The 21,327-nt window shown below is 37.7% G+C and carries 23 protein-coding genes; 1 reads left to right on the forward strand and 22 read right to left on the reverse strand.

The features are described from left to right. Positions 1–70: 70 nt before the first annotated feature. The 19 genes from J2743_RS01585 to J2743_RS01675 form a co-directional block, all read right to left on the reverse strand. Positions 71–391, reverse strand: coding sequence for a NifB/NifX family molybdenum-iron cluster-binding protein (locus tag J2743_RS01585; RefSeq protein WP_209624698.1), 321 nt, complete (start codon positions 389–391; stop codon positions 71–73). Continuing rightward, positions 392–1,804 (reverse strand): nitrogenase component 1, encoded by a 1,413-nt coding sequence (locus J2743_RS01590; RefSeq protein ID WP_209624699.1) that lies wholly within the window; start codon positions 1,802–1,804, stop codon positions 392–394. Beyond that, positions 1,794–3,194: a nitrogenase iron-molybdenum cofactor biosynthesis protein NifE gene (nifE, locus tag J2743_RS01595; protein WP_209624701.1), complete on the reverse strand. Its 1,401-nt coding sequence runs from the start codon at positions 3,192–3,194 to the stop codon at positions 1,794–1,796. Before nifE ends, J2743_RS01590 begins: the two co-directional genes overlap by 11 nt. Before the next feature lie 232 nt (positions 3,195–3,426). Continuing rightward, positions 3,427–4,809: a nitrogenase component 1 gene (locus J2743_RS01600; protein ID WP_245247905.1), complete on the reverse strand. Its 1,383-nt coding sequence runs from the start codon at positions 4,807–4,809 to the stop codon at positions 3,427–3,429. Then, the gene (locus J2743_RS01605; protein ID WP_209624703.1) at positions 4,809–6,245 is read right to left on the reverse strand and encodes a nitrogenase subunit alpha; all 1,437 of its coding nucleotides are present in this window, start codon (positions 6,243–6,245) and stop codon (positions 4,809–4,811) included. The genes J2743_RS01600 and J2743_RS01605 overlap by 1 nt, the downstream gene beginning before the upstream one ends. 51 nt (positions 6,246–6,296) lie before the next feature. Beyond that, positions 6,297–6,665, reverse strand: coding sequence for a P-II family nitrogen regulator (locus J2743_RS01610; RefSeq protein WP_209624705.1), 369 nt, complete (start codon positions 6,663–6,665; stop codon positions 6,297–6,299). 8 nt (positions 6,666–6,673) lie between these two features. Beyond that, complete coding sequence (locus J2743_RS01615; RefSeq protein WP_209624707.1) at positions 6,674–6,991, reverse strand: P-II family nitrogen regulator; 318 nt, start codon at positions 6,989–6,991, stop codon at positions 6,674–6,676. Between the two features lie 14 nt (positions 6,992–7,005). Next, positions 7,006–7,833, reverse strand: a complete 828-nt coding sequence (gene nifH / locus J2743_RS01620) for a nitrogenase iron protein (protein WP_209624708.1) — start codon at positions 7,831–7,833, stop codon at positions 7,006–7,008. A gap of 196 nt (positions 7,834–8,029) precedes the next feature. After that, positions 8,030–8,386 carry a NifB/NifX family molybdenum-iron cluster-binding protein gene (locus J2743_RS01625; protein WP_209624710.1) on the reverse strand — a complete coding sequence of 119 codons (357 nt, stop codon included), beginning with the start codon at positions 8,384–8,386 and terminating at the stop codon, positions 8,030–8,032. Between the two features lie 132 nt (positions 8,387–8,518). Next, positions 8,519–8,731 (reverse strand): 4Fe-4S binding protein, encoded by a 213-nt coding sequence (locus J2743_RS12215; RefSeq protein WP_209624712.1) that lies wholly within the window; start codon positions 8,729–8,731, stop codon positions 8,519–8,521. Positions 8,732–9,194: 463 nt separating this feature from the next. Continuing rightward, a complete protein-coding gene (locus tag J2743_RS01635) occupies positions 9,195–9,347 on the reverse strand; it encodes a ribbon-helix-helix protein, CopG family (RefSeq protein WP_209624714.1) in 153 nt (50 codons plus the stop codon). Between the two features lie 59 nt (positions 9,348–9,406). Beyond that, entirely contained in the window at positions 9,407–9,982 is a 576-nt protein-coding gene (locus tag J2743_RS01640) for an FmdE family protein (protein ID WP_209624716.1), read from the reverse strand. 110 nt (positions 9,983–10,092) lie between these two features. Then, complete coding sequence (locus J2743_RS01645) at positions 10,093–10,716, reverse strand: class I SAM-dependent methyltransferase (RefSeq protein ID WP_209624718.1); 624 nt, start codon at positions 10,714–10,716, stop codon at positions 10,093–10,095. A gap of 35 nt (positions 10,717–10,751) precedes the next feature. Then, positions 10,752–11,495: a Rossmann-like domain-containing protein gene (locus J2743_RS01650; RefSeq protein ID WP_209624721.1), complete on the reverse strand. Its 744-nt coding sequence runs from the start codon at positions 11,493–11,495 to the stop codon at positions 10,752–10,754. A 9-nt stretch (positions 11,496–11,504) separates the two neighbouring features. Then, the gene (locus J2743_RS01655; RefSeq protein WP_209624723.1) at positions 11,505–12,086 is read right to left on the reverse strand and encodes an FmdE family protein; all 582 of its coding nucleotides are present in this window, start codon (positions 12,084–12,086) and stop codon (positions 11,505–11,507) included. Positions 12,087–12,210: 124 nt separating this feature from the next. Further along, on the reverse strand, positions 12,211–14,724 hold the full coding sequence (locus J2743_RS01660; RefSeq protein ID WP_209624725.1) for a hypothetical protein: 2,514 nt from the start codon (positions 14,722–14,724) through the stop codon (positions 12,211–12,213). Between the two features lie 285 nt (positions 14,725–15,009). After that, positions 15,010–16,005: a tungsten-dependent formylmethanofuran dehydrogenase subunit FwdF gene (gene fwdF, locus J2743_RS01665; RefSeq protein ID WP_209624727.1), complete on the reverse strand. Its 996-nt coding sequence runs from the start codon at positions 16,003–16,005 to the stop codon at positions 15,010–15,012. Positions 16,006–16,066: 61 nt separating this feature from the next. Further along, positions 16,067–16,258, reverse strand: a complete 192-nt coding sequence (locus J2743_RS01670) for a 4Fe-4S binding protein (RefSeq protein WP_209624729.1) — start codon at positions 16,256–16,258, stop codon at positions 16,067–16,069. Between the two features lie 244 nt (positions 16,259–16,502). Continuing rightward, the gene (locus J2743_RS01675) at positions 16,503–16,712 is read right to left on the reverse strand and encodes a TOBE domain-containing protein (RefSeq protein WP_209624895.1); all 210 of its coding nucleotides are present in this window, start codon (positions 16,710–16,712) and stop codon (positions 16,503–16,505) included. A gap of 114 nt (positions 16,713–16,826) precedes the next feature. On the opposite strand from J2743_RS01675, the gene tsaA reads away from it, so the two are divergent. Further along, a complete protein-coding gene (gene tsaA, locus J2743_RS01680; protein WP_209624731.1) occupies positions 16,827–17,318 on the forward strand; it encodes a tRNA (N6-threonylcarbamoyladenosine(37)-N6)-methyltransferase TrmO in 492 nt (163 codons plus the stop codon). Positions 17,319–17,456: 138 nt separating this feature from the next. Here the strand turns inward: tsaA and J2743_RS01685 are convergent, their stop codons facing one another. The 3 genes from J2743_RS01685 to J2743_RS01695 all read right to left on the reverse strand — a co-directional run bounded on the left by J2743_RS01685 (position 17,457) and on the right by J2743_RS01695 (position 21,306). Next, positions 17,457–19,157 (reverse strand): DUF128 domain-containing protein, encoded by a 1,701-nt coding sequence (locus J2743_RS01685; protein WP_209624733.1) that lies wholly within the window; start codon positions 19,155–19,157, stop codon positions 17,457–17,459. 246 nt (positions 19,158–19,403) lie between these two features. After that, a complete protein-coding gene (gene glnA, locus J2743_RS01690) occupies positions 19,404–20,732 on the reverse strand; it encodes a type I glutamate--ammonia ligase (RefSeq protein ID WP_209624735.1) in 1,329 nt (442 codons plus the stop codon). A 175-nt stretch (positions 20,733–20,907) separates the two neighbouring features. Then, positions 20,908–21,306, reverse strand: coding sequence for a hypothetical protein (locus J2743_RS01695; RefSeq protein ID WP_245247907.1), 399 nt, complete (start codon positions 21,304–21,306; stop codon positions 20,908–20,910). Positions 21,307–21,327: the final 21 nt, after the last annotated feature.

A 21,327-nucleotide genomic window follows, 5' to 3' on the forward strand; every position in this document is an offset into this window, starting at 1 on the left:
TTTTAAGAATTTTTTCTTATTATTTCATAAAATTGCAGGGATTGAAAGGGTATTTTCCCCAACACTTTTATTAATTTAACAAATGTTTAGAACATTCTTCAATACCCTTTTCAACCTCACAATCCAGCTGCACGGGTTTTATTCCCAGTTTTCTCAGTTCAATTGTGGGTTCTTTTCCAATTTTACTGCATAGAACAGCTTTACAATCATTTATAAGGTCAATGGATGATATCCAGCGTTCACTATGTTCATTTAGGGCCATTGGTGTTTTTTCTCTAATTAACTGGAATTTACCTTCTCCATCTTTAATTTCATAAATTAAAAAACGATTTGCATCTCCAAAATGCAAATCAATAACTTTTCCATCAGTGGATGCCACTGCAATTTTCAATTAAATCTCCTCCTTAGCCATGAAATCTTCTTCAAATCCTTCATCACCTTCTTCTCCTACTATTTCTTCAATTTCTTCATCAACAATCTCATATCCTGCTTCATCATAGTAGAAATCCAGTAATGTATTGGTTATTTTATCAACAAATTCAATACCACCATTATATCCTAACATAGATATCCTCTGAGCACCTAATCTGTCAAATATTGGGAATCCAACCCTTAAAAGTGGGATGTTCTCTTCTTTAGCCGTGCTGGCACCATATGCATTACCGATTAAGATATCTGCACCTGCTTTTTTAATGGCCTGATGCATATCAAAAAGATCACCACCAGCTAAAACTAGGGGATTAATTCCTTTTTCTTTGGAGATGAGTTTCACATCCTCGATGAATCTTTTACTTTCGGTTCCAGTGCACACCACAGATGGTATCATCCCTAACTCAGCAGTAAAACGTGTTATTCCAGACACAAAGTCAGGATCACCAAAGATGGCCACTTTACGATGGAAGTTGTAGGAATGTGCATCTACCATAGCATCTAAAAGTCGGCCACGATCTTTTTCCACGGATTGAGGGATTTCCAAATCTCCTAATTCACATACAGATGTCACGAGTTGGTCAGTGTTTTCAAAACCAAGGGGTAATGGTCCTGATATGGATTTCACTCCAAATTTCTTTTCAAGGAATACGGCTGCTGAGTCTGTATGTTTTGATAGAGAAATTGTCCCCAATGAATTGGCAGTATCCTCTATTTCATCAATAGATGTTCCTTCACTGTATAAAGACAGGGTTTCTTCAGTTAAAGGCGCATCTAGATTTTCTGAAGTATCAGTCAGAATGATACTATCACAGTTAAGCTGGCACAATAAGTCTTTGACCTGTTTGCAGTCTGCAGGGGATAAGTTTCCAGTGATTATATTTATTTTCCCATTGGGCACTGAAAGAGTAGCTAAATGTTCCACTAATGCTTTTATAGTCCGGTCATATCCTTCCACATGGGATTCAACGTAGCTGGGGGTTGAAACTGGGATGATAACTGGAAGCTCTTTATCCCGGTTGGCATCTTTGAATTTTTCTATGATCCCTGCCATGTCATCGCCTATGGTTTCTGTTAGGCAACTGGATGTCACCATTATCATGTCAGGGGACTGTTTTTCAGTGATGTTTTTCAGGGCCTTCATTAAATTGAATTCTCCCCCGTAAATCACTGTTTTTTCGTTCATGGAAGTTGATGCAACTTCTATGGGTTCTCTGAAGTGTCTGATGAGCTGGAATCTCATATAAGTACTGCAACCTTGAGAGCCGTGTATAAGGGGCATGGTGTTTTTGACACCGAGGAGGGCCTGTAAGGCTCCCATGGGCTGGCACATTTTGGAGGGGTTAACTACGGCAAATTTTTTATCATGATGCATTTTCATCACCTCCCAAATTACTGGGAGTTTTTGAAACTTTGGATAAAGTTTTGGAAGCTAAATTAAAGACCGGACTGGAAACCGAAGCATCCACCTCTTTAGCAAAACTTACAAAGCCTTTGAAACCTGCAAATGCAGATATGCGGTCATGATTAAAGTCACAGAAGGGGATACTCAGTTTTAGGGAGATATATTTCTCTTTTGCTCCTGATATGAGCAGGTTGGGCCTGTATTTTTTAAGTAATCTGGCCAATTCTGTGGAATTAGCATCATCCACGATTATGGTACCATCCTGTACTACTTCCTTGATTCTCTCGTAATCTTCTTTAATTCCATTCTTGGTTCCAGACATCATCACATTCATACCTAATTCTTCAAAGGCCCGGACCAGAGACCAGGCTTTGTTACCCCCAACATACAGGGCCACAGTTTTACCTTCTAATCTTTTTCTATATTCTCGAGTTTCGTCTTCAACTCCTTTTAATCCTCTTTCAATTATTTTTTCGGTTCGTTGAATCATTTCCTGGTCACCAAAAAAATCAGCGATTTCCCGGAGTGAGTTAGTTGTTTGCTCCAGACCGAAGAAATTAACCTTGATGAATGGTATTCCATACTTTTTTTCCATTTTTCTGGCAACGTAGTTGGATGATTTCTGGCACTGGACTATGTTGAGTTTTGCCCGATGTGCCTGGGCTATTTCATCTGCATGGGAATCTCCACTTATAGCTGAGATTATGTTAACACCCATTTCTTCCAGTAATGGTTTGATTCCCCATAAATCCCCTGCTACATTGAATTCTCCCACTATGTTAATGTCAAAGGGTGTGGTTTCCTCAGGTTCCTTGGTTCCAATTACATAATCCAGGAGAGCATCACCACCTATCCAGTGTCCTTTGGTTTTGTTATGGTTCTGGAATCCTTCAGATTGGACAGGTATGACTTTACATCTGGTTAAATCTTCTGCTTTTTTACAAACAGCTTTTATGTCATCACCAATCACGCCAGAGACACAAGTGGCATATACGAATATGGCTCCGGGTTTGTATATATTGTAAAGTTCCAGTACGGTTTCAAATAGCTTTTTTTCACCCCCAAAGACAATGTCTTTTTCCTGTAAGTCTGTGGAACATCCTTTTTTGTAAAGATCTTCTCGAGATGATTTACTTCCCCTTATATCCCAGGTGCACGCGGCACATCCTATGGGGCCGTGTACCAAATGAATTGAATCTGTAATGGGCATCAGAACAATTCTGGCACCACCAAAAACACATGTTCTCTGAGTTACAGTACCTGGTAGGCTGGCTTTATCGCATACTGGTATGGATATGCCTTCTCCTTTCACGCACATGTGCTTTTTACGGGATTCAAATGTTTCAATTACCGGTTCCATTGCTAATACCTCAAATTATCGCTTTTAACATTTTTCATTTCTTTTTTTGGAAATTAAACCAATTTATATTTCTTTATCTCCATTATTTTCATTATTTATGTTTTTAAACTCGTCAAAAACTTCTTATTGGTCATTACTAATCTTTATTAGATTAAAAAATTGGAAAAAATATTTAATGGGTTGATTTTGCAACCCATTAAATAGGAGTAATGGAGGAGTGAACGTTTTTTTTTTACTGTTGCAGTTTCCAGTGTTCAGGTTCGTAGTATTTTTCAAGTACTGTGTTAGTTATCAGATCTATAAGATGGATACCTCCATTGTATCCAACTATAGGGTGTCTGTGGTATCCTACACGGTCATAAACTGGGAAACCAACTCTTACAAGTGGAATTTCATACTCTTTGGCCATAAGTCTTGCATCAGAACTACCTATCATCAGGTCAACAGGATTATCCTTAAGATATACCTCCATTGCCCTTAAATCCTGACCTACCATGGTGTCTATTTCAGCTCCAGTTTCTTTGCCTACTTTTTTCATGTCTTTAACAAATTCCTGGTTGTTGGCTCCTGTAACGACGAGTTTAGGTACCATGCCAAGTTCTCCAACGAATCTTGCTATTCCTGATGTGATTTCAGGGTCTCCATAGATAGCAACTGTTTTATCAAAGAGATATCTTGAAGCTAAATCTGCCATAGAATCTATGAGTAAACCTCTTTCATCTAAAATTTCGTCTGTTACATCCTGACCAGTGATCTTCTTCAAATTCCTCAGGAACTGATCAGTGTTTTTAACCCCTATTGGAATTGGACCTAATTCTGCAGGTATATTATATTTTTTCTCCAGAGATAAAGCACCTGAACCTGCATATTTGGTTAAAGATATTGTACCTGAACTGTTTGCAGAATCAACGATTTCTTCTACAGTAGTCCCTCCTTTGGGATAATATGGTTTAAATTCGGTTGCAGATGGTCTAAGTGGTGAATCAAATGGATCCGAAATATCTGTAAGCAGAATACCTTCCAGATTCATAAGTCTTAGCATATGTTTTATTTCACGGATATCCCCTGGATTCACCATTCCTGGAATTATATTTATTTTTTCATTAGGTTCTGAAGGTTCAGCTACATGATCAACTAACGCCTTAACTGCATTATCATAACCTTTAAGATGTGTTTCCACGAAACTTGGAGTACTTATCGGTATTATTTTTACTTTTTCTGTTTTTTTTTCGCCGATTTTTTTCTTTAGTTCATCTTTTGCAGTTTTAATAAACCCAATTACATCGTCACCTATGATTTCACTTGAACATGTGGTAATTACACCAATTAAACTTGGTTCAAGTCTTGTTGCAACGTTTTGAAGACCTTCAACAAGATTTCTTCTTCCACCGAAAACCGCTGCATCCTCGTGAAGGGATGTTACAGCAATTTCTGAAGGTTCTCTGAAATGACGGGAAAAAGAGTATCTAACGAATGTAGAACATCCTTGAGAACCATGAACCAATGGAACTGCTCTTCTAATCCCGGTAACTACATACATTGCCCCTAACGGCTGACAAGTTTTTAAAGGATTAATTATAGCAGTCCTTTCTCTTTCCATAACGTTTACGCTCATTATTCCACCTCCTCATCCATATCTGGATCTTCAGTTTCTTGGAATTCAAGCATGTTCCACACTGGATTGTATATGGCAGTGTACATGTCTCTTGCAAGGTTTAAAAACCCTTCAAATCCCATGTAAGGTCCATTCTCATAAGAATGAACCAAAAGAGAGGGTATTCCTAATTTATGAACCAGATATTTCTCTTTTACACCGCCGAGAATTAGATCTATATCGTAATCTTCAACAAGTTCTTCAAGTTCCAGTGTATTTGGATCGTCTATTACCAGTGCCCCTTCCTTTACCCTCTTTTTCATCTTTTCAAATCCATCTTCATGCTCGAACATGGATGATACACCAGTAGTTTCCAGTCCTAACTCATTATGTAAAGGTATGGACAGGTGATAACTTTTAGGCCCACCAGAAAAAATAAAAACTTTCTTTCCAGTTAATTTTTCCTTATAAAACTCCAGTTCAGGCCCTATTTTTGCCATTCTTTTAGCTATTACTTCCTCTGCTTTATCTTCAAGACCAAAGAATTTTGCTATCGTTCTTAAGTTATCTGCAGTGTACTTTGTGCTGAAAAAGTCTGTTTTTATGTAAGGAACACCGTATTTTTTCTCAATCATGTCTGCTATGTATGTAGATGATCTTTGACATCTTACAACACTTAATTTCGCCCTGTGCATCCATCCTAATTCCGCGTGGCAGCAGTCCCCAGTGAAGGTACTTATAATGTTTATACCAATTTCTTCAAAGTACTCTTTAAGTAACCATAGGTCACCATCGATGTTGTATTCCCCAATAAGGTTTATGTCGTAGGGTGTTGTTGCTGGCGGCTCTGTTGTACCCACTATTTTAGCAAAAAGGGTGTCATTTCCAATCTGGTGCCCTTTTGATTGGGTTGAACCGGCAAATCCCGGTGCATTAAATGCTATAACCGGTTTGCCTAACTCTTCTTCCATTTCCTTAGCTACAGCATCCATATCATCCCCGATTAACCCAGTAGTACAGGTTGCGTAAAGATATATGGCATTGACAAAGGGGAATTCTTGGTTAGTTTCACGAACTGCTTGACGGAGCTTTTTCATTCCACCAAATACTACATCTGATTCCTGTAAATCTGTACCAACAATATATTTGATGTTAAAATCTTTTACAGGGAATTTACTGCCGTCTGGCATGTCAGTTGTTGTTGGGTATCTTTTTGACCCATAACCGTACATTGTACAGCCAACAGGTGAATGCACTACATGGGCCACGTCTTTTATAGCTCCAGTTATAACTCCTTTAGCTCCTGCAAATGCACATCCACGTTCAGTCATTGAACCGGGGATTGTTTTTATATTACATTTCGGAAGACACTCTTCAGGATCCTCACAGTGTTTTACATATATATGATCTTTTCTCTCGGGAATAGGTTTAGACACATCAAAAAGTTTGAAAGGCATTTTAAATCTCCGTATAATCTTAAGGATTACAATCTTGCTTTCATATTTATTTTATAAAATTGCTTTTTCTCCTTTTTCTTCTGTTCTTACCCTTACAGCGTCATCTAAAGGGCAGACAAATATTTTACCGTCACCTATTTGGCCGGTGTTGTTTACTTTCATTATTGATTCCACAACTAAAGATGTGTCTTCATCAGGAACAACAAGCGAAATCATCCTTTTAGGGATATAACGCATGCTCCCTTCATCTTCACACAGTGCAGAGTTTTCGATATCGAATGAAACTTCTCTAATGATTGCCTTCTGTTTGCCCCGTCCGAAAACGGCAGTAGCAGTCATGGAAGGGAATCCCAGGGCATCTAACACTTCTTTGGTGCGTGCAATCTTATTTGGTCTGATGATTGCCAGTATCTCTTTCATTTGAATCCTCACAATCCTTTGCTTCGAGTTCTGACAGTGTAAACTTCATCTACAGGGCTTAAGAAGATTTTTCCATCTCCAAAGTTTCCGGTAAATGCTTTTTCGTTTATTATATCCACCACTTTGCTGGTATCTTCAGAGGGGGTCACCAGCATGAGCATGACCTTGGGTAGTTCGTCATAGTAGATGTTATCCAGCTGAATACCTTTTTGTTTTCCACGTCCAATAACATCCATTTTAGTTAAAGCTACATATCCTGCATCTGATAGGGCATCTACAACATCTTCTACTTTATCTGGTCTCAGTATGGCTCTTATCATTTTCATTTTTACACATCCACCTAGTCTATAAGGCCATATTTTACAACCAGATCTTCTAGTTCATCCATGGTCATTGGAGTTGGAATGGCGTAATTTTCGTTATTAATGATTTTTTCTGCAAGTGTTTTGTATTCGTTAGCCTGATTACATTCATCATCAAATTCAATTACAGATTTTTTGTTAAACTCTGCTTTTTGAACTATGTTGTCTCTAGGAACAAAGTGAATTAATTGAGTCCCTATTTTATCGCAGAATTCTTTCATAAGTTCTAGTTCACCGTCTACATTTCTGCTGTTACAGATGATTCCTCCAATTCGTACTCCACTCTGTTCAGCATATTTTGCCATACCTTTACAGATGTTATTTGCAGCATAAAGTGCCATCATCTCGCCAGAAGCTACTATGTAGATTTCTTCGGCTTTACCATCCCTTACAGGCATTGCAAATCCGCCACAGACAACATCCCCTAAAACGTCGAAGAATACAAAGTCTAAATCTTTTTCGTATTCACCATACATTTCCATTATGGTTATGGCGGTGATTACGCCTCTACCTGCACATCCAACACCAGGTTCGGGACCACCAGATTCACAACATTTAATTCCTTCGTATCCGACTTCAACAACGTTTTCAGGAGTACAGGCTTCTTCACCTTCTTCTCTTAATGTATCCATCATGGTGACCTGCATTTTACCCCCAAGTATCAGACGAGTACTGTCTGCTTTGGGGTCACATCCGTGAATCATGACATTTTGATCATAGAAATGAGCCATTGCTGCTGCGGTGTTTTGCTGTGTTGTAGATTTTCCAATTCCACCTTTTCCATATATAGCAATTTTTCTTACCATTTTGACCTCTCTTGGTTGTTTTTTATTTTTTGAATTTAAGAATTTACCGGAAGAAGGCAACCTACTTCCGATAAAATCAAATTGAACATTATTCTATATAAATCTTTTGATAATAGGTAATTAACATTTAATATCTAAAATTAATAGACATATGATCTAATATCCCCATTTATTTTGTGGGTGGTTGAAATGAAAATTAATTTTTTTGAGGATTTTCATCTATTCTTATTTCATTTGTCATTTTAGACAGGTATTGAACTACAGCGTGGGGTATTGTTTCCTTTTTTGATTCCACTACTTCAATTCCTTGTTCATGAAGTTTTTTCTTGGGTACATCTCCTATCCTTTTACAAAAAAGTACTTTACAATCTTTTAAAAGTTCTAATCCTCTCACACACATGTATTCATGATTGCATATTGGTTCATTGTGTTTTTCTCTTAGTTCAATTAATCTAAGCCCTTCCCTTTCAATTTGGTAGATTAAAATGTGGCAGGCCTGTCCAAAGTGTTGGTCTATTATTTTTCCATCACTAGAGGCAATTGCAATTTTCATTTTATCTTCTAAAGTGTGATCATCCTTTTTTTGAAATAATAGACAAAAATTGAGCGAATTATTGATTCAGTGGAGAATTAATTATTGATGCATTGTTGTTTGCTGATTTATAAATTATAATCAGTTCATGATCTAATAATCGCATATAATGCCCTGTACTCTTTGAACAGTGATTGCGGCATTTGGACAGACTTCTAAGCATTTTTTGCAAAATTTACAGTAGTCAGGGTTTGTTAGGATAACTGAATCATTTCTTATTGTGAACATGTTTATTGGACATACGTATGCACATTTCCCGCATTCGGGTCCTTCACAATCTGTTTCGTTTAATTTAGCTATTATCATATTTTAATTCTTTAAATTGTTGAATTTAATGAGTAATAGATCATAAAAACTTGAATTTTCACCCATTTCTTTTTTTTATTCATTTTTCGTGGTTTTTGCTAATTTGAACTTGTGACAAATTATACAAAATTCAATATCGGAATAAGGAAACATAGTTCCGATAGACTTAATTGATGTACTATGGTATATAAACTTTTTGTAAATAAAAAAAATTCACATATTATTTAAAAAAGATATTGATCTGATCAGAACATCTCAAAAATTACACCATATAATATAAATTGGTTGGAATGCTACTATATCTTGTTTTAATTTTATTTCATTCTAAATCATTGTTGAGTAAGGGCCTGTTTTCCTATTTAAAAATTTTTTTGGCCTGATAATCATACATTCAGATCATCATTACCCAAAGCATATCAATTGAAATAAGGCTTAATGACAATTTTCATGGTTCTAATCATATTCATAAAACTCCTTTCAACTTATTTTTCCGAATATAATCATCCAATGCCCTTCTGATAAGTTTACCCATTGGAATTTCACCTTTTTTCTTCGAAAGTTCCCTTAAATCCTGATACATCTCATCAGGAATTTTTAAAGTTATCTGTTTGTCCATTTTATCTGCCTAGATATAGATCATTCAGTATGTATTTATAGATTGAAGGGTTTTTAGAGTTATAACTTTTCCAAACAGCCTTTACAAACTGTTGATCCGTCTTTGCTAATGAACGACTCTCCACAACTTGTACATATGCGCACATCTTTCTTGGCCTTGACTGGAACTTGCACATCCACGAATTCCCAAGTGTAAACATCATCACCAGCTTTAATAAGCTCTGAAATAGCCTCTTCGTGGGGCACTTTGCGTTCGTTCATGTACCATGCATGGAATACTGGGTATTTAGCGGTTTTTGCAGGGTCTAAAAAGATTCTAACTCCTTTAACATTGGTTTCGCCAGGTTTAGCTCCTTTATTTATGGTTACGGCCATTTTATCGTAATCTAAAATTTTAAGCCCTTTGTTTCCAACTGTACATCCATGAAGAATTTGGAATGGATCTGGCAAACAATTCAGAGTTTCACAAGTAACGAAAATCCGATCATCATCATTTATATCCAGCAATTCACTGGCTATTTTTAACATTTGCAGGCCAATAAATGCTCCAGTACTTAAATATCCGTGGAAAGGAACTACTTTATCAATCTGGGGTAATATTTCAGGATCATCTATTTTTGCAATAATTTCGTCCATTTTTTCACTCCCTAAATCACTCACTTTGAGGAATATTATTTGATTATTGGCAGTTTATATGTTGATAAATTTGTTTGTATTAATTTCTTCAATAAAATATTATAATCTGTCTAAAAAATACATTTGTCCTGTTTTTTAAATAAAACCCACAATCCAGAATCATCATTGGTTAATATGTAATCATTAATTTTGGCTTTAGTCACCGCTTTTTCAAGAGTATCTATATTCATTTTAGGTGAACTTTTATGAAATTTCTTGTTTTTATTTTTAAACTTTTTTTTAATTTTTTTCCCTACTTCTGCACTTCCATATCCTCCGCCTATGTATCCTGCACCTCCTGGCTTTAAAACCCTATAAATTTCTTGGAATGCAGTGGGTAAATCTTTCCAGAAAAACATGGATCCTCTACTGAATATGAGATCAGCAAATTCATCGGGGAATGGCATTTGATGTACATCTCCTTTCCTAATTTTAATCCGGTTTGTGAGACCTTCTTTTTTAACAGACGCTGCTGCGATCTCAATCATTTCTGGAGATATATCCATTGCATATATTTTAAGCTGGGTTATTCTTGCCATGGCTACTGAAAGTGATGCAGGACCAGCACCCACATCAATGGCGGTTCCTGTTTTTATCTTAAATTTTTCAGTGATCTGATTGGCTATCAGGGGATAGATGGGTGCATGGGCTCCATCTCTAAACATGGAATTAATTGATTGGGTGTCATATATCATTTAATAACCTTTTAACAACCTGATTGGAGTCTTTACTAACTTTCCATTACTCTGAACCCTATTTCGCCTCTGCAGACTCTGGTGTTGATCATACCACCACTCTGGCTGATCTTACGTAGAATGGCTTCAGGATCCAGTAATTCAACTCCTGCCAGCATATCAGCACCATAATCGAAAAGTACATCACACATAGTAGTACTGGGGCCCATGATGATGGTATAAGCATCTTCATGTTTGGCTAAGTTTAAATAACGCTCCAATCCTTTATTTATCAGGGTGGAACCGGTTATAACAATGATATCACTTTCTGGGAAGACATATTCTGCAGCTGCTTCAGTGATGATTCCTTCTTTGGAGTTAGTAAGGGTTGGATCTGCTTCCAAGACCCAAAACTCTTTAGCTACAGATCTTATTTCATCGATCTTGGGGAACTTACCTACCATGATGACTTTTTTATTTTGACTTTCCTCTATGATCAGATCCTGGGCGTTGATGTTCTTCTTTCCACGGGGTTTCATCATGGAATTCAGGGCAGCCACACCGATACTGGCTTCCACCAGATTCCAAGATTTAACATACTCTGCCAGTTCCATGGTAGTTTTATTGGTTAAATTGCCCATATCTCTGGTGTAATTACCGTGGGCCACAGGGATACCGTATGTTTTGGAAACTCCACCATACTTACCATGAACCCCAGTCCAAGATACTCCAACTCTGACATCCTTTACAGGGGAGTTATTTTCACTTGCTGCTTCCATTAAGTCGTTCACTAGTTTCATTTGCTCACTCTATATTTTCTGATAATAAGAACCTTCTGCACAGGCTTTACATAATGTTCGTCCATCAACAATTACTTCACGTCGGTCTAGAACTCGGTCACCACACTCTTCACAATGTGTTTTGAATTTAGGGAATCCAGGAATATCATGCTCACCTATATCGACTTTAACTTCCTCGATAAGTAGAAGTTCTTCTTCTGGAACTTTGGAAAGGGCTTCTACCATTTTTTTCATATCTGGCCGGTTGTTATCATTTTTTTCACCAGGTTTCGGTGGTTCACGCTTATTTTCTGCGGCAGAAACTCTCACTGCCTTTCCAGTTGATAGATCCAGGAAAGTAGCGGCAAATTTACCATAATCCTTGTATTTTAGGGTTCTATGTCCCATGGTGATGCCGGTAACAGCTTGAACTGCATCTGCCATGCAACGATCTATTTCAACATAGACCATCAAATCACGATTTCTCTCGCCGGGGTTCATGCCCAGCTCTTTCATACCTGCCATGGCAATTCTGGTTCCTATAACAATACCTGGGCAAACTTCACCATGGAAATTTCTGCCTTTTTCCAGTAAAACATCAAAATTATTCATTTTATTCCTCCTAAAATTTTAATTCAGTGATGATCTGAATGAATGTAAAATATTTGGGTTTTTGTTCATGAAATGCATTTAATTAAGATTTTTTCATCTAAAAAAAGAAAAAAAGGGAAAAAAATTATTTTCCTGGCCTTCCGTATCCTTTTAGAGTGGCAACAATAGTGGTTCTTCCCAGGTAAACAAGTATTGCAGCTATTATCAGGAATATAACTCCCAAAATAGCACTGATAGGTAAACCGGAATTACTGGAAGTTCCAGTTAATGCAGAACTGCCCTGTTCTAATGGTAACCCTGGGGCTATTTCATTAGTTGCAGTTGAAGTACTTACAGTACCTACGGCAGTGGTTAAACCATTCCACGCATTACCTAAAGCACTACTTATGGCAGCAAATCCAGTTCCAGCAGTTCCCTGAGTAGTAGTTCCCTGAGTTGTGGTACCGGGTGTAACAGGTGTTACAGGCTCTACATAGGTTAACATTTTCTGAATAGGGTCGCCACCAGCTGCAGTAAGATCATTCAGGAAAGTCTGATCTATGTTAATGGTTTTAGCTACGGTTATAGCTGAAGCCAGAAGCCCTGCATCGGGACCATTATTCCAAACCTGATCTAAATGCCAGAAAAGACCTGCTTCCTGTGCATATACATTCGAAGTATCAGAAGTATATCCTTCAGCTTTCATTGCAGCATTTATGCCAGTTTCATCGTACTGGATGAGCATTGCTTTACCTGTGTTGGTTGCATCATTCCATATGATAAGGATGATGGGATAGGTTGAGTCACTGCTCTGCATAGCATAGTAGGTGCCCTGTGATGGGGAAACACCCCAACCTGCGGTTCTACCAGATATCTGACGATTGGTTTCACTTGCTGCGGTGAGCGCTAAAATGGTGTAGAGTTCGTTTGCACCAAGAGGGTACTGCCCCTGTAAGTAACTGGAAAGATCATACTCTTTGGTGGAACAGATACATCCCACACGTCCAATGGTTCTAATGTAACTGTAAGGGGCATTTGCCGCCCATGCATACTGTATACCGGCAACTGCAGGTATTACAAAGCTTCCTCCTAAGAAACCCCCTGTAGATATTTGAGAAGGACTAATATCTCTTATAGCGCTGGTGGTTAAGTAATAACCATTTGTTGAAGCATTATAGACAGTGTTGGTCCGCACTCCGTTAATGATCAAACTGTCTATGTCTCTGTTCACTGCATACGTCTCTCTGGAGGCAGGATCTACTTTTACAAAGAGTGCCATTATGTTGGAGCTCCAGGTCCACGGGTTTCTAATCTGCAGTATGTTGTCTATTGTAAAACCAACAACGTTGGTGATGCCTGCTGCACTTAAAGCTTCCCGACCGGCACTTACTATACCGTCTATGAATCCAACCAGAGAGTAAGTGTTCAGTAGGTTGACATAGTATGGAGCTAGGACCACAGCCACGTTACCTGCAGCCAAATCATCGGCAGTAAATAATCCACTAGTATATGCGGAATTAAATGCCTGCTGACCTAAAGCGAACATGCCGGCATAATCGGTTACTGGTATAACATCAGTATTCCAGGTAGTACTCGCATCACTTAAACCTGCAATGTAATCATGGTCGATTCCGTGACCATATCCCAGGGCCTCGTCATACCATAGATATCCAATGTCGGCCTCATTTACAGTTTTTAGAGTTTCCACTGTGAACAATGCTGCAGGGTTGGTTTTTAACAGGTTTAAGATATACAGATTGTACTGGATTTCACTTAAAGTACCAGCCACTACAGATGTACTGGTTGCGGCTTCAAACTGGCTGGTCAGATCGTTTACCATCATTAAAGCCAGGACACCGTACCGGTTTCCATCGTTATCCGTGTTGTAGTTTATGAACGCTGTTTCACCAGGTGTTCCACTGCTAGTAGAGAAGAGAATTTCGTTGAATCCAAATGTTCCATACATCAATGCATCGTCATCTAGGCCCCCGGCATTGGTTATCACATAGTTTGATCCAGTGGGATAAGTAAGTGCAAAGCTATGGGTCATGGCGTAGTTAGCAATGGTACCTGAATTTATTCCTTCGGTCGTGAAAGTCTCTGCCATAAGATCTGCAGGAGCTCCGTTTGCCCAAAGGTTTGCTATGCCAATAATGTTATATGCATTGGCACCTAACTGCGATAAAGCATAATTCCACTGATCTTGGGTCATATCTGAACCTATGTAAACACTATCGCCATTAGAAATGGTATATGATGAACCAGTTCCAGCTACAGTGTATGTTTTGGCTCTTAATGCCCCGTTGGTTGCCAGTGACACAAAAGTATATGTCAAATCTCCGTTGGGTTCATTTATACTCAACAAATTTCCACTACCGTGGGTGATGGCCTGATCAGATGCAAGAGAACTTGTAGTGTCAACCACAGCCTGTGCACCATCTTCAGTACTTTCACCATTTAAGGTAGCACTTCCAGCAGTGGTAATAACTAAATTAGAGTCAGACTGATCTAAATCTAGGTTTGAATCGGTCATTGCAGATTCTGTAACCTCCTGACCGGACAGATACGAATCACTAGTTGTGTCAATAGCTGAAGCTGATCCCATAATGGTTACAGCGACCAAAAACGCAACTGCAAGTAGTATAACATGTTTTCGCACATTTTCACCTCCTTTTAATTTTTATTATCATGATAAAATTCATGACAATACAGATTATTATCAATATGTATATATAAACATGTCGATATTTGAAAACTATTTTAAATTGCTTAAAATTAGATAGAAATATATTATTTCAATTAAAAATGAAATGAAAGATTTTACATTTTGGGAATAATTTTTAAATAATTAACTCCACTTAAAATTTACTTATCTTAGGAAGAATTGATAAATTAAAGAGGAGTACAAAAAAAGAGGAATATTGAAAGAAAGAAAAGATAGTAGTTATTTCCCTTCAATCAATCCGCCTAACTTATTTTGCCAGGATTTGGATTTGACATTTTCCAGGTTCATTTTTTCTCGTTTAATGGTGATACAGTTCTGGGGGCAGACATTACTGCAGGCACCGCAAAGAATGCAGAATTTCTCTTCTATCACGGATTTGCCATCAACCAGGCTTGCTGCATTGCAGGGGCAGACATCCATACAAGCATGACAGGATTCACCCTTACATTCAGTGGTGTCCATTATAACTTCACCTTCGAATGGTTTGGTGACTTTCGCTGCATCCACCGGACAGATCTCCTGGCACCAACCGCAATTCACACACAGATCTTCCTGCAAGATAGACCTTCCTTTAATTTCAGCGTCTTCAGGGTTCAGCCGATAGTCACCGTATGAACAGGAAGTACAAACGGCTTTTATGGCATCAACAGGACAGGCACGTTTACATACCAGGCAGTAAACACATTTATTTTCATCTAATTTAATTTCACGTTCCATCTGGTCTTTGACAGTCATGTTTATGGCATGTGGTGGACACAATTCTTCACATATTCCGCAGTAGATACATTTATCCTTGTCTATATTTATTTCACCAGTCACTAGTTTAGAACGGTCAGGAAGTTCTCTTTTGATAGTTATGGCATCCTGTGGACATGCAGTTTCACATGCTTTACAGTATAAGCACTCTTCATCATCAATTGATGCGTTATGGCTCCAGTTGGGATATGCATCAAGGTTTATGATGTTTTCATCGTTTATTTTAAATTCAAGTGCTCCGAAAGGACAGCTTGAGGCGCATAAACCGCATAAAACACAGTTTTTACCATTGACGTTAAGATAATCCATATCTACAAGGCCCCTGGCTATTGGCAGTACTGGGCCCAATTTCAAGGATTCTGTGGGGCATATTTCTGTACATATTCCACAGCCAACGCATTTATCGCGGATGTAATCCAGGGAACGTTTTTCATTCCCATCTCTTTCTACCGTGCTCATAATACCATTCCCTATCTAATTTTTAGAAACCATCCAACACACAATTCAAGAATTCCAAAATTTAAGCTTTTGATATGGCTTGATTCGGACAATTAGTGATGCATAAGTCGCAGTCATCACATTTATCCGGATATAAAACCAATTCTCCATCTTCCTCTACTAATGCTCCCTGTTCACAGAGTTTGATGCATAAACCTTCTCCTGGGCAGTTTGCGATTTTTCCACATTTTTCTGAGTCTATAACTACTGGCATGATTCTCACCGTCATAAATTGAGTTGATGATCTAAATATGCGATATGGATATATAAACATATCGAATTGTGTTCATATCTGTCCATGGAAAAATATTATTTAAAATCCAAAAATAAAAGTGTATATAACTTTTCGTTGGAAATGCAAAATAAAAATTCAAATGATAATCTATTAAGATGATAGTAAATTTAGTAACTAATCAAATTAAGTTATTTTAAAAAATAAAAAAAGAATTGTTGAGGTTTTATTCTTTTCCAACCATTACTTCAGTGGATTTTACAATTACAGTAATTGTGTCTCCTTCTTTAATGTCCAAATCTTCGGCTGCTTCCTTGGTTATTATGGCAGTAATAACATCGGGGGCCTCAATTTTTACTTTAACTTTAGCCATTATCATTCCAGTGTCAACAGCTTCTACTTTTCCCTTTAATGTGTTCCTGGCACTTATTTTCATCACACATCATCTCCTTCATTCATCTGTCTTAGTGTGCATATTTTATATATTATATAATTAAAATAATTTTTTAAGCAAAGATATACATTTCGCAGATTATTATACGGTGTAATAATGAATTCAATAAAATACAAGCCCATAGGCACAATACACTCGCCTTACGAAGACCTCCATGGAATGCCAATACAACCTGTTGGTGCAGAGGGAGTTAAAGGAAAAATAGAAATTAATAAAGAATATGAAAAAGGTTTAAAGGATTTAGATGGATTTTCGCATATTATATTAATCTATCATTTGCACTTATGTAATGGACATTCTCTTATAGTAAAACCTTTTCTGGACACTGTGAAAAGAGGAATATTTGCTACAAGAGCACCTAAACGTCCAAATCCCATTGGACTTTCAGTAGTTAAATTAGATAAAGTAGAAGGAAATACTATTCACATATCTAACGTGGACATCCTTGATGGAACGCCTCTCCTAGATATAAAGCCATACATTCCTCATTTCAACGCTTGTATGGATGAAGAAGTGCGCATTGGATGGTTTGATGATAAAAAACACGAAGCGAAAGAAAAAAAATCAGATAAACGGTTTGTTGATTAAATTAATCTGCAATTTTTTGATTTGCTAAATTTGATCATTCCATCTTTTTGTATTATGGTATCAAATCATATTTTAGTAGTGAAGAGTAGGTGCTTACTAGAAAAAATAAGTTATTCAAAAAAAAGAAATTTTGATTTATTAAAACTCTTCCATCTGGGATATATCCATTAGAGTTTCTACTGCTTTGGTTTGCACGTTTATTCCTGCCTCTTTAATTGCTGCTATTGGATTTAAACCACCCGGGGCAACTATTCCTGCGTGATAACGTTCTACTTTGGCATTGTAGATTAATTCGCTGGGTTTACCAATTTTTAATATTGAAAAACCTGCTTCTTTCACTTCTTCTAAGATATCCAATGCTTCAGGACGGGCCACATAGGGGATTTCCTTAATACTGGCCAGAATTCTTCCACCATTTTTTAGAGATTCACCTACAGATGTTAGTCCTTTGGATAAATAAATTTCATGTGGGTCAAGGGATGAACCATTATAAGCAGTTAGTTCAATGAATCGGGGAGATTTGCCTTCTGTTTCCAGGATTCCTCCGTATTGGGGAGTCGATGCTATGCCCTGTTTGGTGAGTATTCCATCAATGGTTAGGCTGCAAACTGTGGCTAATCCTTTCTTTCCTTCAGTTCCAGGAATGATCTGGAAATATCTGCTGGTACAGTACTCGGGACGTGAGTTCATAACTTCATCGAAGATATTCAGACTTTCTTCAAAGTCTTCCTTATTTAGGTAAGACACATTCACGATCACGTTCCCTTCATGCCCTTCTGGATCGAAATCAACCTTATGGATAAGGTTCCATGCTTTTGAAAGTAAAAATTTGACTTTTTTACCTTTTTCTGGCCCTGTATTTTTTAAGAGATTAGTTGGGGTGGCTGCAGATTTCATTTCAGAAAATTCAACTGTGCTCTCAGCCATCCTAATGTTAACCTCATAACCTGCCTCTTTAGCAGCGCATAATGGTGATATGCCGCCTATGACTGCAATACCAACCATATCTGTATCTACTGGAATTCCCAGAACTGGTTCGCCTGGTTTACCAATTTTTAAAAGTCCGGAGACTCCTATTTTTTGGAGGTCATCGAATAATTTAATGGATTCTTCTCTGGCATTGGCGGGGATTAGGCGGAAATTAGCAGGAATATTTCCGTTACCTTCCTTTATCACTCCTAAAACAGATGTCATCTCTTGATCTGTGAATGCCTCCAGTGGGGTCATGGAAGTCTTTTTATAGGCAATAAGCTCGGTGAAACTTTTTGGAACGTTATTTTTTATTTCCACCAGCCCTCCATATCTGGGGACAACTGGAATGCCTGCTTTGAGCAACATCCCATCTATGGTGGTTCCGCAAATAGTTTCCATTTCCATCTGGTTTTCATATTTCTCAGATGAAGATGGATCGGTGGTTTTTATGAAAGGGCTAACTGCTATTCCATGGTTAAAACTGGTTTCAATGATTTTCATTAATTTTTCATCATAATCAAAGGTGGATGTGTTGACAATTACCTTTCCTAATCCGGTTTTGGGATTGAGGGTGGTATGGTACATCATGTCTTCAAATTTTGAGAAAATGAAATCAACTTGATCATAAATAAGGCCTTTTCCAAGTTCTTTAACGCCTTCCTGCGTTATTCGCCTTCCAGAGTATCCTATTCGTTCTGTAAATCCTTTTTCGTCCAGAATACGCATATGGTATCGGACTGCTCTTTCACCAAGGTCATATCCTTTCTTGCGAAGCTCTTCAGCTATGGTTTTTGCACCTAAGACTTTGCTTCTGTCTGCCAGGATCCTCAGGATCTCCATCATTTTACGATCAGTTTCCTGTGGCATTTATTCACCCAATTATTAATATTCAGTCATTGGTTCTAATTTTTAAGTGGTGTTATATTTATAGTATTATCTGTTTCCTTTATGAATTTGAGTTATTTTAATCCTATTATATGATTGGTGTATAAAAATTTTGGTTCTAGTTAACTTGAGATTGATTTCAAATAATTTGGGGCTAAAATGGGAATGAAAAAGGTGTAATAGGATCCAAATGATTATATAAAAATAAAGAAAAAAAGAAAAGGGGGTTTAGATCTGGAGGTATTTGTCCAGTTCGTAGGGGAATACTTGTATCCGGTAGTCGTCCCATTCTTTCCTTTTTAAATCCATATACTGGGTGTAGACATGGTCTCCCAGGGATGCTTTAACCACATCATCCTTTTCCAGAGCGTGGTATGCTTCCCATAGGCTGGATGGTAGGGTGTCTATACCTAATGGTGCCATTTCTTCTGGTGTTAATTGGAATACATCGATTTCAGTTGGTTCTCCAGGGTGGATCTTGTTTTCGATACCATCCATACCTGCTTCTAACATAGCAGCGAATGCCAGGTAGGGGTTACAGGATGGGTCTGGGCATCTGAATTCCACACGAGTACCGTTTCCACGGGATGCTGGGATTCTGACCAGGGTGGATCTGTTTTTGAGTCCGTAGGCAATGTACACTGGAGCTTCATATCCTGGTACCAGTCGTTTGTAGGAGTTAACTGAAGGAGCCACAATGGAAGCTAATGCTTTTGAGTGTTTGAGTAATCCTCCAGTGAAGTATAAAGCTTCTTCTGACAACTGGTTTTCGGTGTCAGGGTCAAAGAACACATTCTTACCATCTTTAAATAGGCTCTGGTGGCAGTGCATTCCACTACCATTCACTCCGAAGAATGGTTTAGGCATGAAGGTGACCATGGAGCCAAGTTTGTCTGCTATGGCTTTGATGGCCTGTTTAAATGTGATTACTGCATCTGCAGTTTTGAGAGCATGGTCGAATTTGAAGTCAATTTCATGCTGTCCAGGTCCTACTTCGTGGTGGCTTACTTCCACATCGAAGTTTAATTCTTCCAGTCCCAGGACCAATTCCCTTCTCATGTCAGTTCCCTGATCTACAGGTTCTACATCGAAGTATATACCTTCATCATGAGGGTAAACATTTCCTTCTTCATCAACATCTACTATGAAGAATTCTGGTTCTGGGCCAACATTATATTCGTAACCCATTTTTTCGGCTTTTGCCAGGGTTTTCTTTAATATGTATCGTGGGTCTCCTTCGAAAGGTTTTCCATCGGGCCAGTAGATGTCACAGATGAACCTGCAGACTCCCTGTTCTTCGGGTCTCCATGGAAGAGCAGAAAATGTGTCTGGGTCTGGTTTTATGACCAGGTCACTCTCATTGATATTTACAAATCCTTCAACAGATGAACCATCAAATAGTAATCCGTCTTTTATAATATCTTCTATGTCATCTGGTTTTACTAGGGGGATGGCCATATTTTTTGGAGTCCCATTTATGTCCACGAATTGTAGCCTAACGAATTTAGTACCGCATTTTTCAATACTTTCAATCACTTTTCCAATTTTGTCTTGCAATTTGTAACCTCCGTGATCTTCACCGGAAGGATGTTTCCTTTTACTGGTATATAAATGTTTGTGGTATTAAGATGAGGATAAGGATATTGTTCAAAAATAATGGGGAGACGGTTAAACTTTGAAAAATTAAATGAAATAATAACTTTAAAGTATCAACAAGTTTCAATCCATGTGATTACACTTTAGTCCCATTTATGAATTTCATATTCACAGAAATTATTTTTTCTCCAGTAGAAGAATTTAACCAGACATCATAGGTAGCATAATCATGTGCAGGGACTTGGGGCAACATTATTATAGTTTTAGTTACGATTTCTTTATTATTATTGTATCCAATTACAGTTAAGTTTACAAAACGATATTCTTGGCTTACTTTGTTTTCAACCAGTCCAGTTACATGATAGGAGTTATTATTATTGGATTCATCTATGTTAACTGTAAACTGGACGATGTCATCAGTTTTGACACTTTTCTGGTTAATAAGACTACCCGGGTTGAATGTGCATCCACTGGTCATTAATATTAAAATTATAATGAATAATCCTAATACAACTGAAATTTTTGATTTATTCATATAAACCCCTTTTATATGGAA

The sequence above is a fragment of the Methanobacterium petrolearium genome (assembly GCF_017873625.1).
Lineage (GTDB): Archaea > Methanobacteriota > Methanobacteria > Methanobacteriales > Methanobacteriaceae > Methanobacterium > Methanobacterium petrolearium.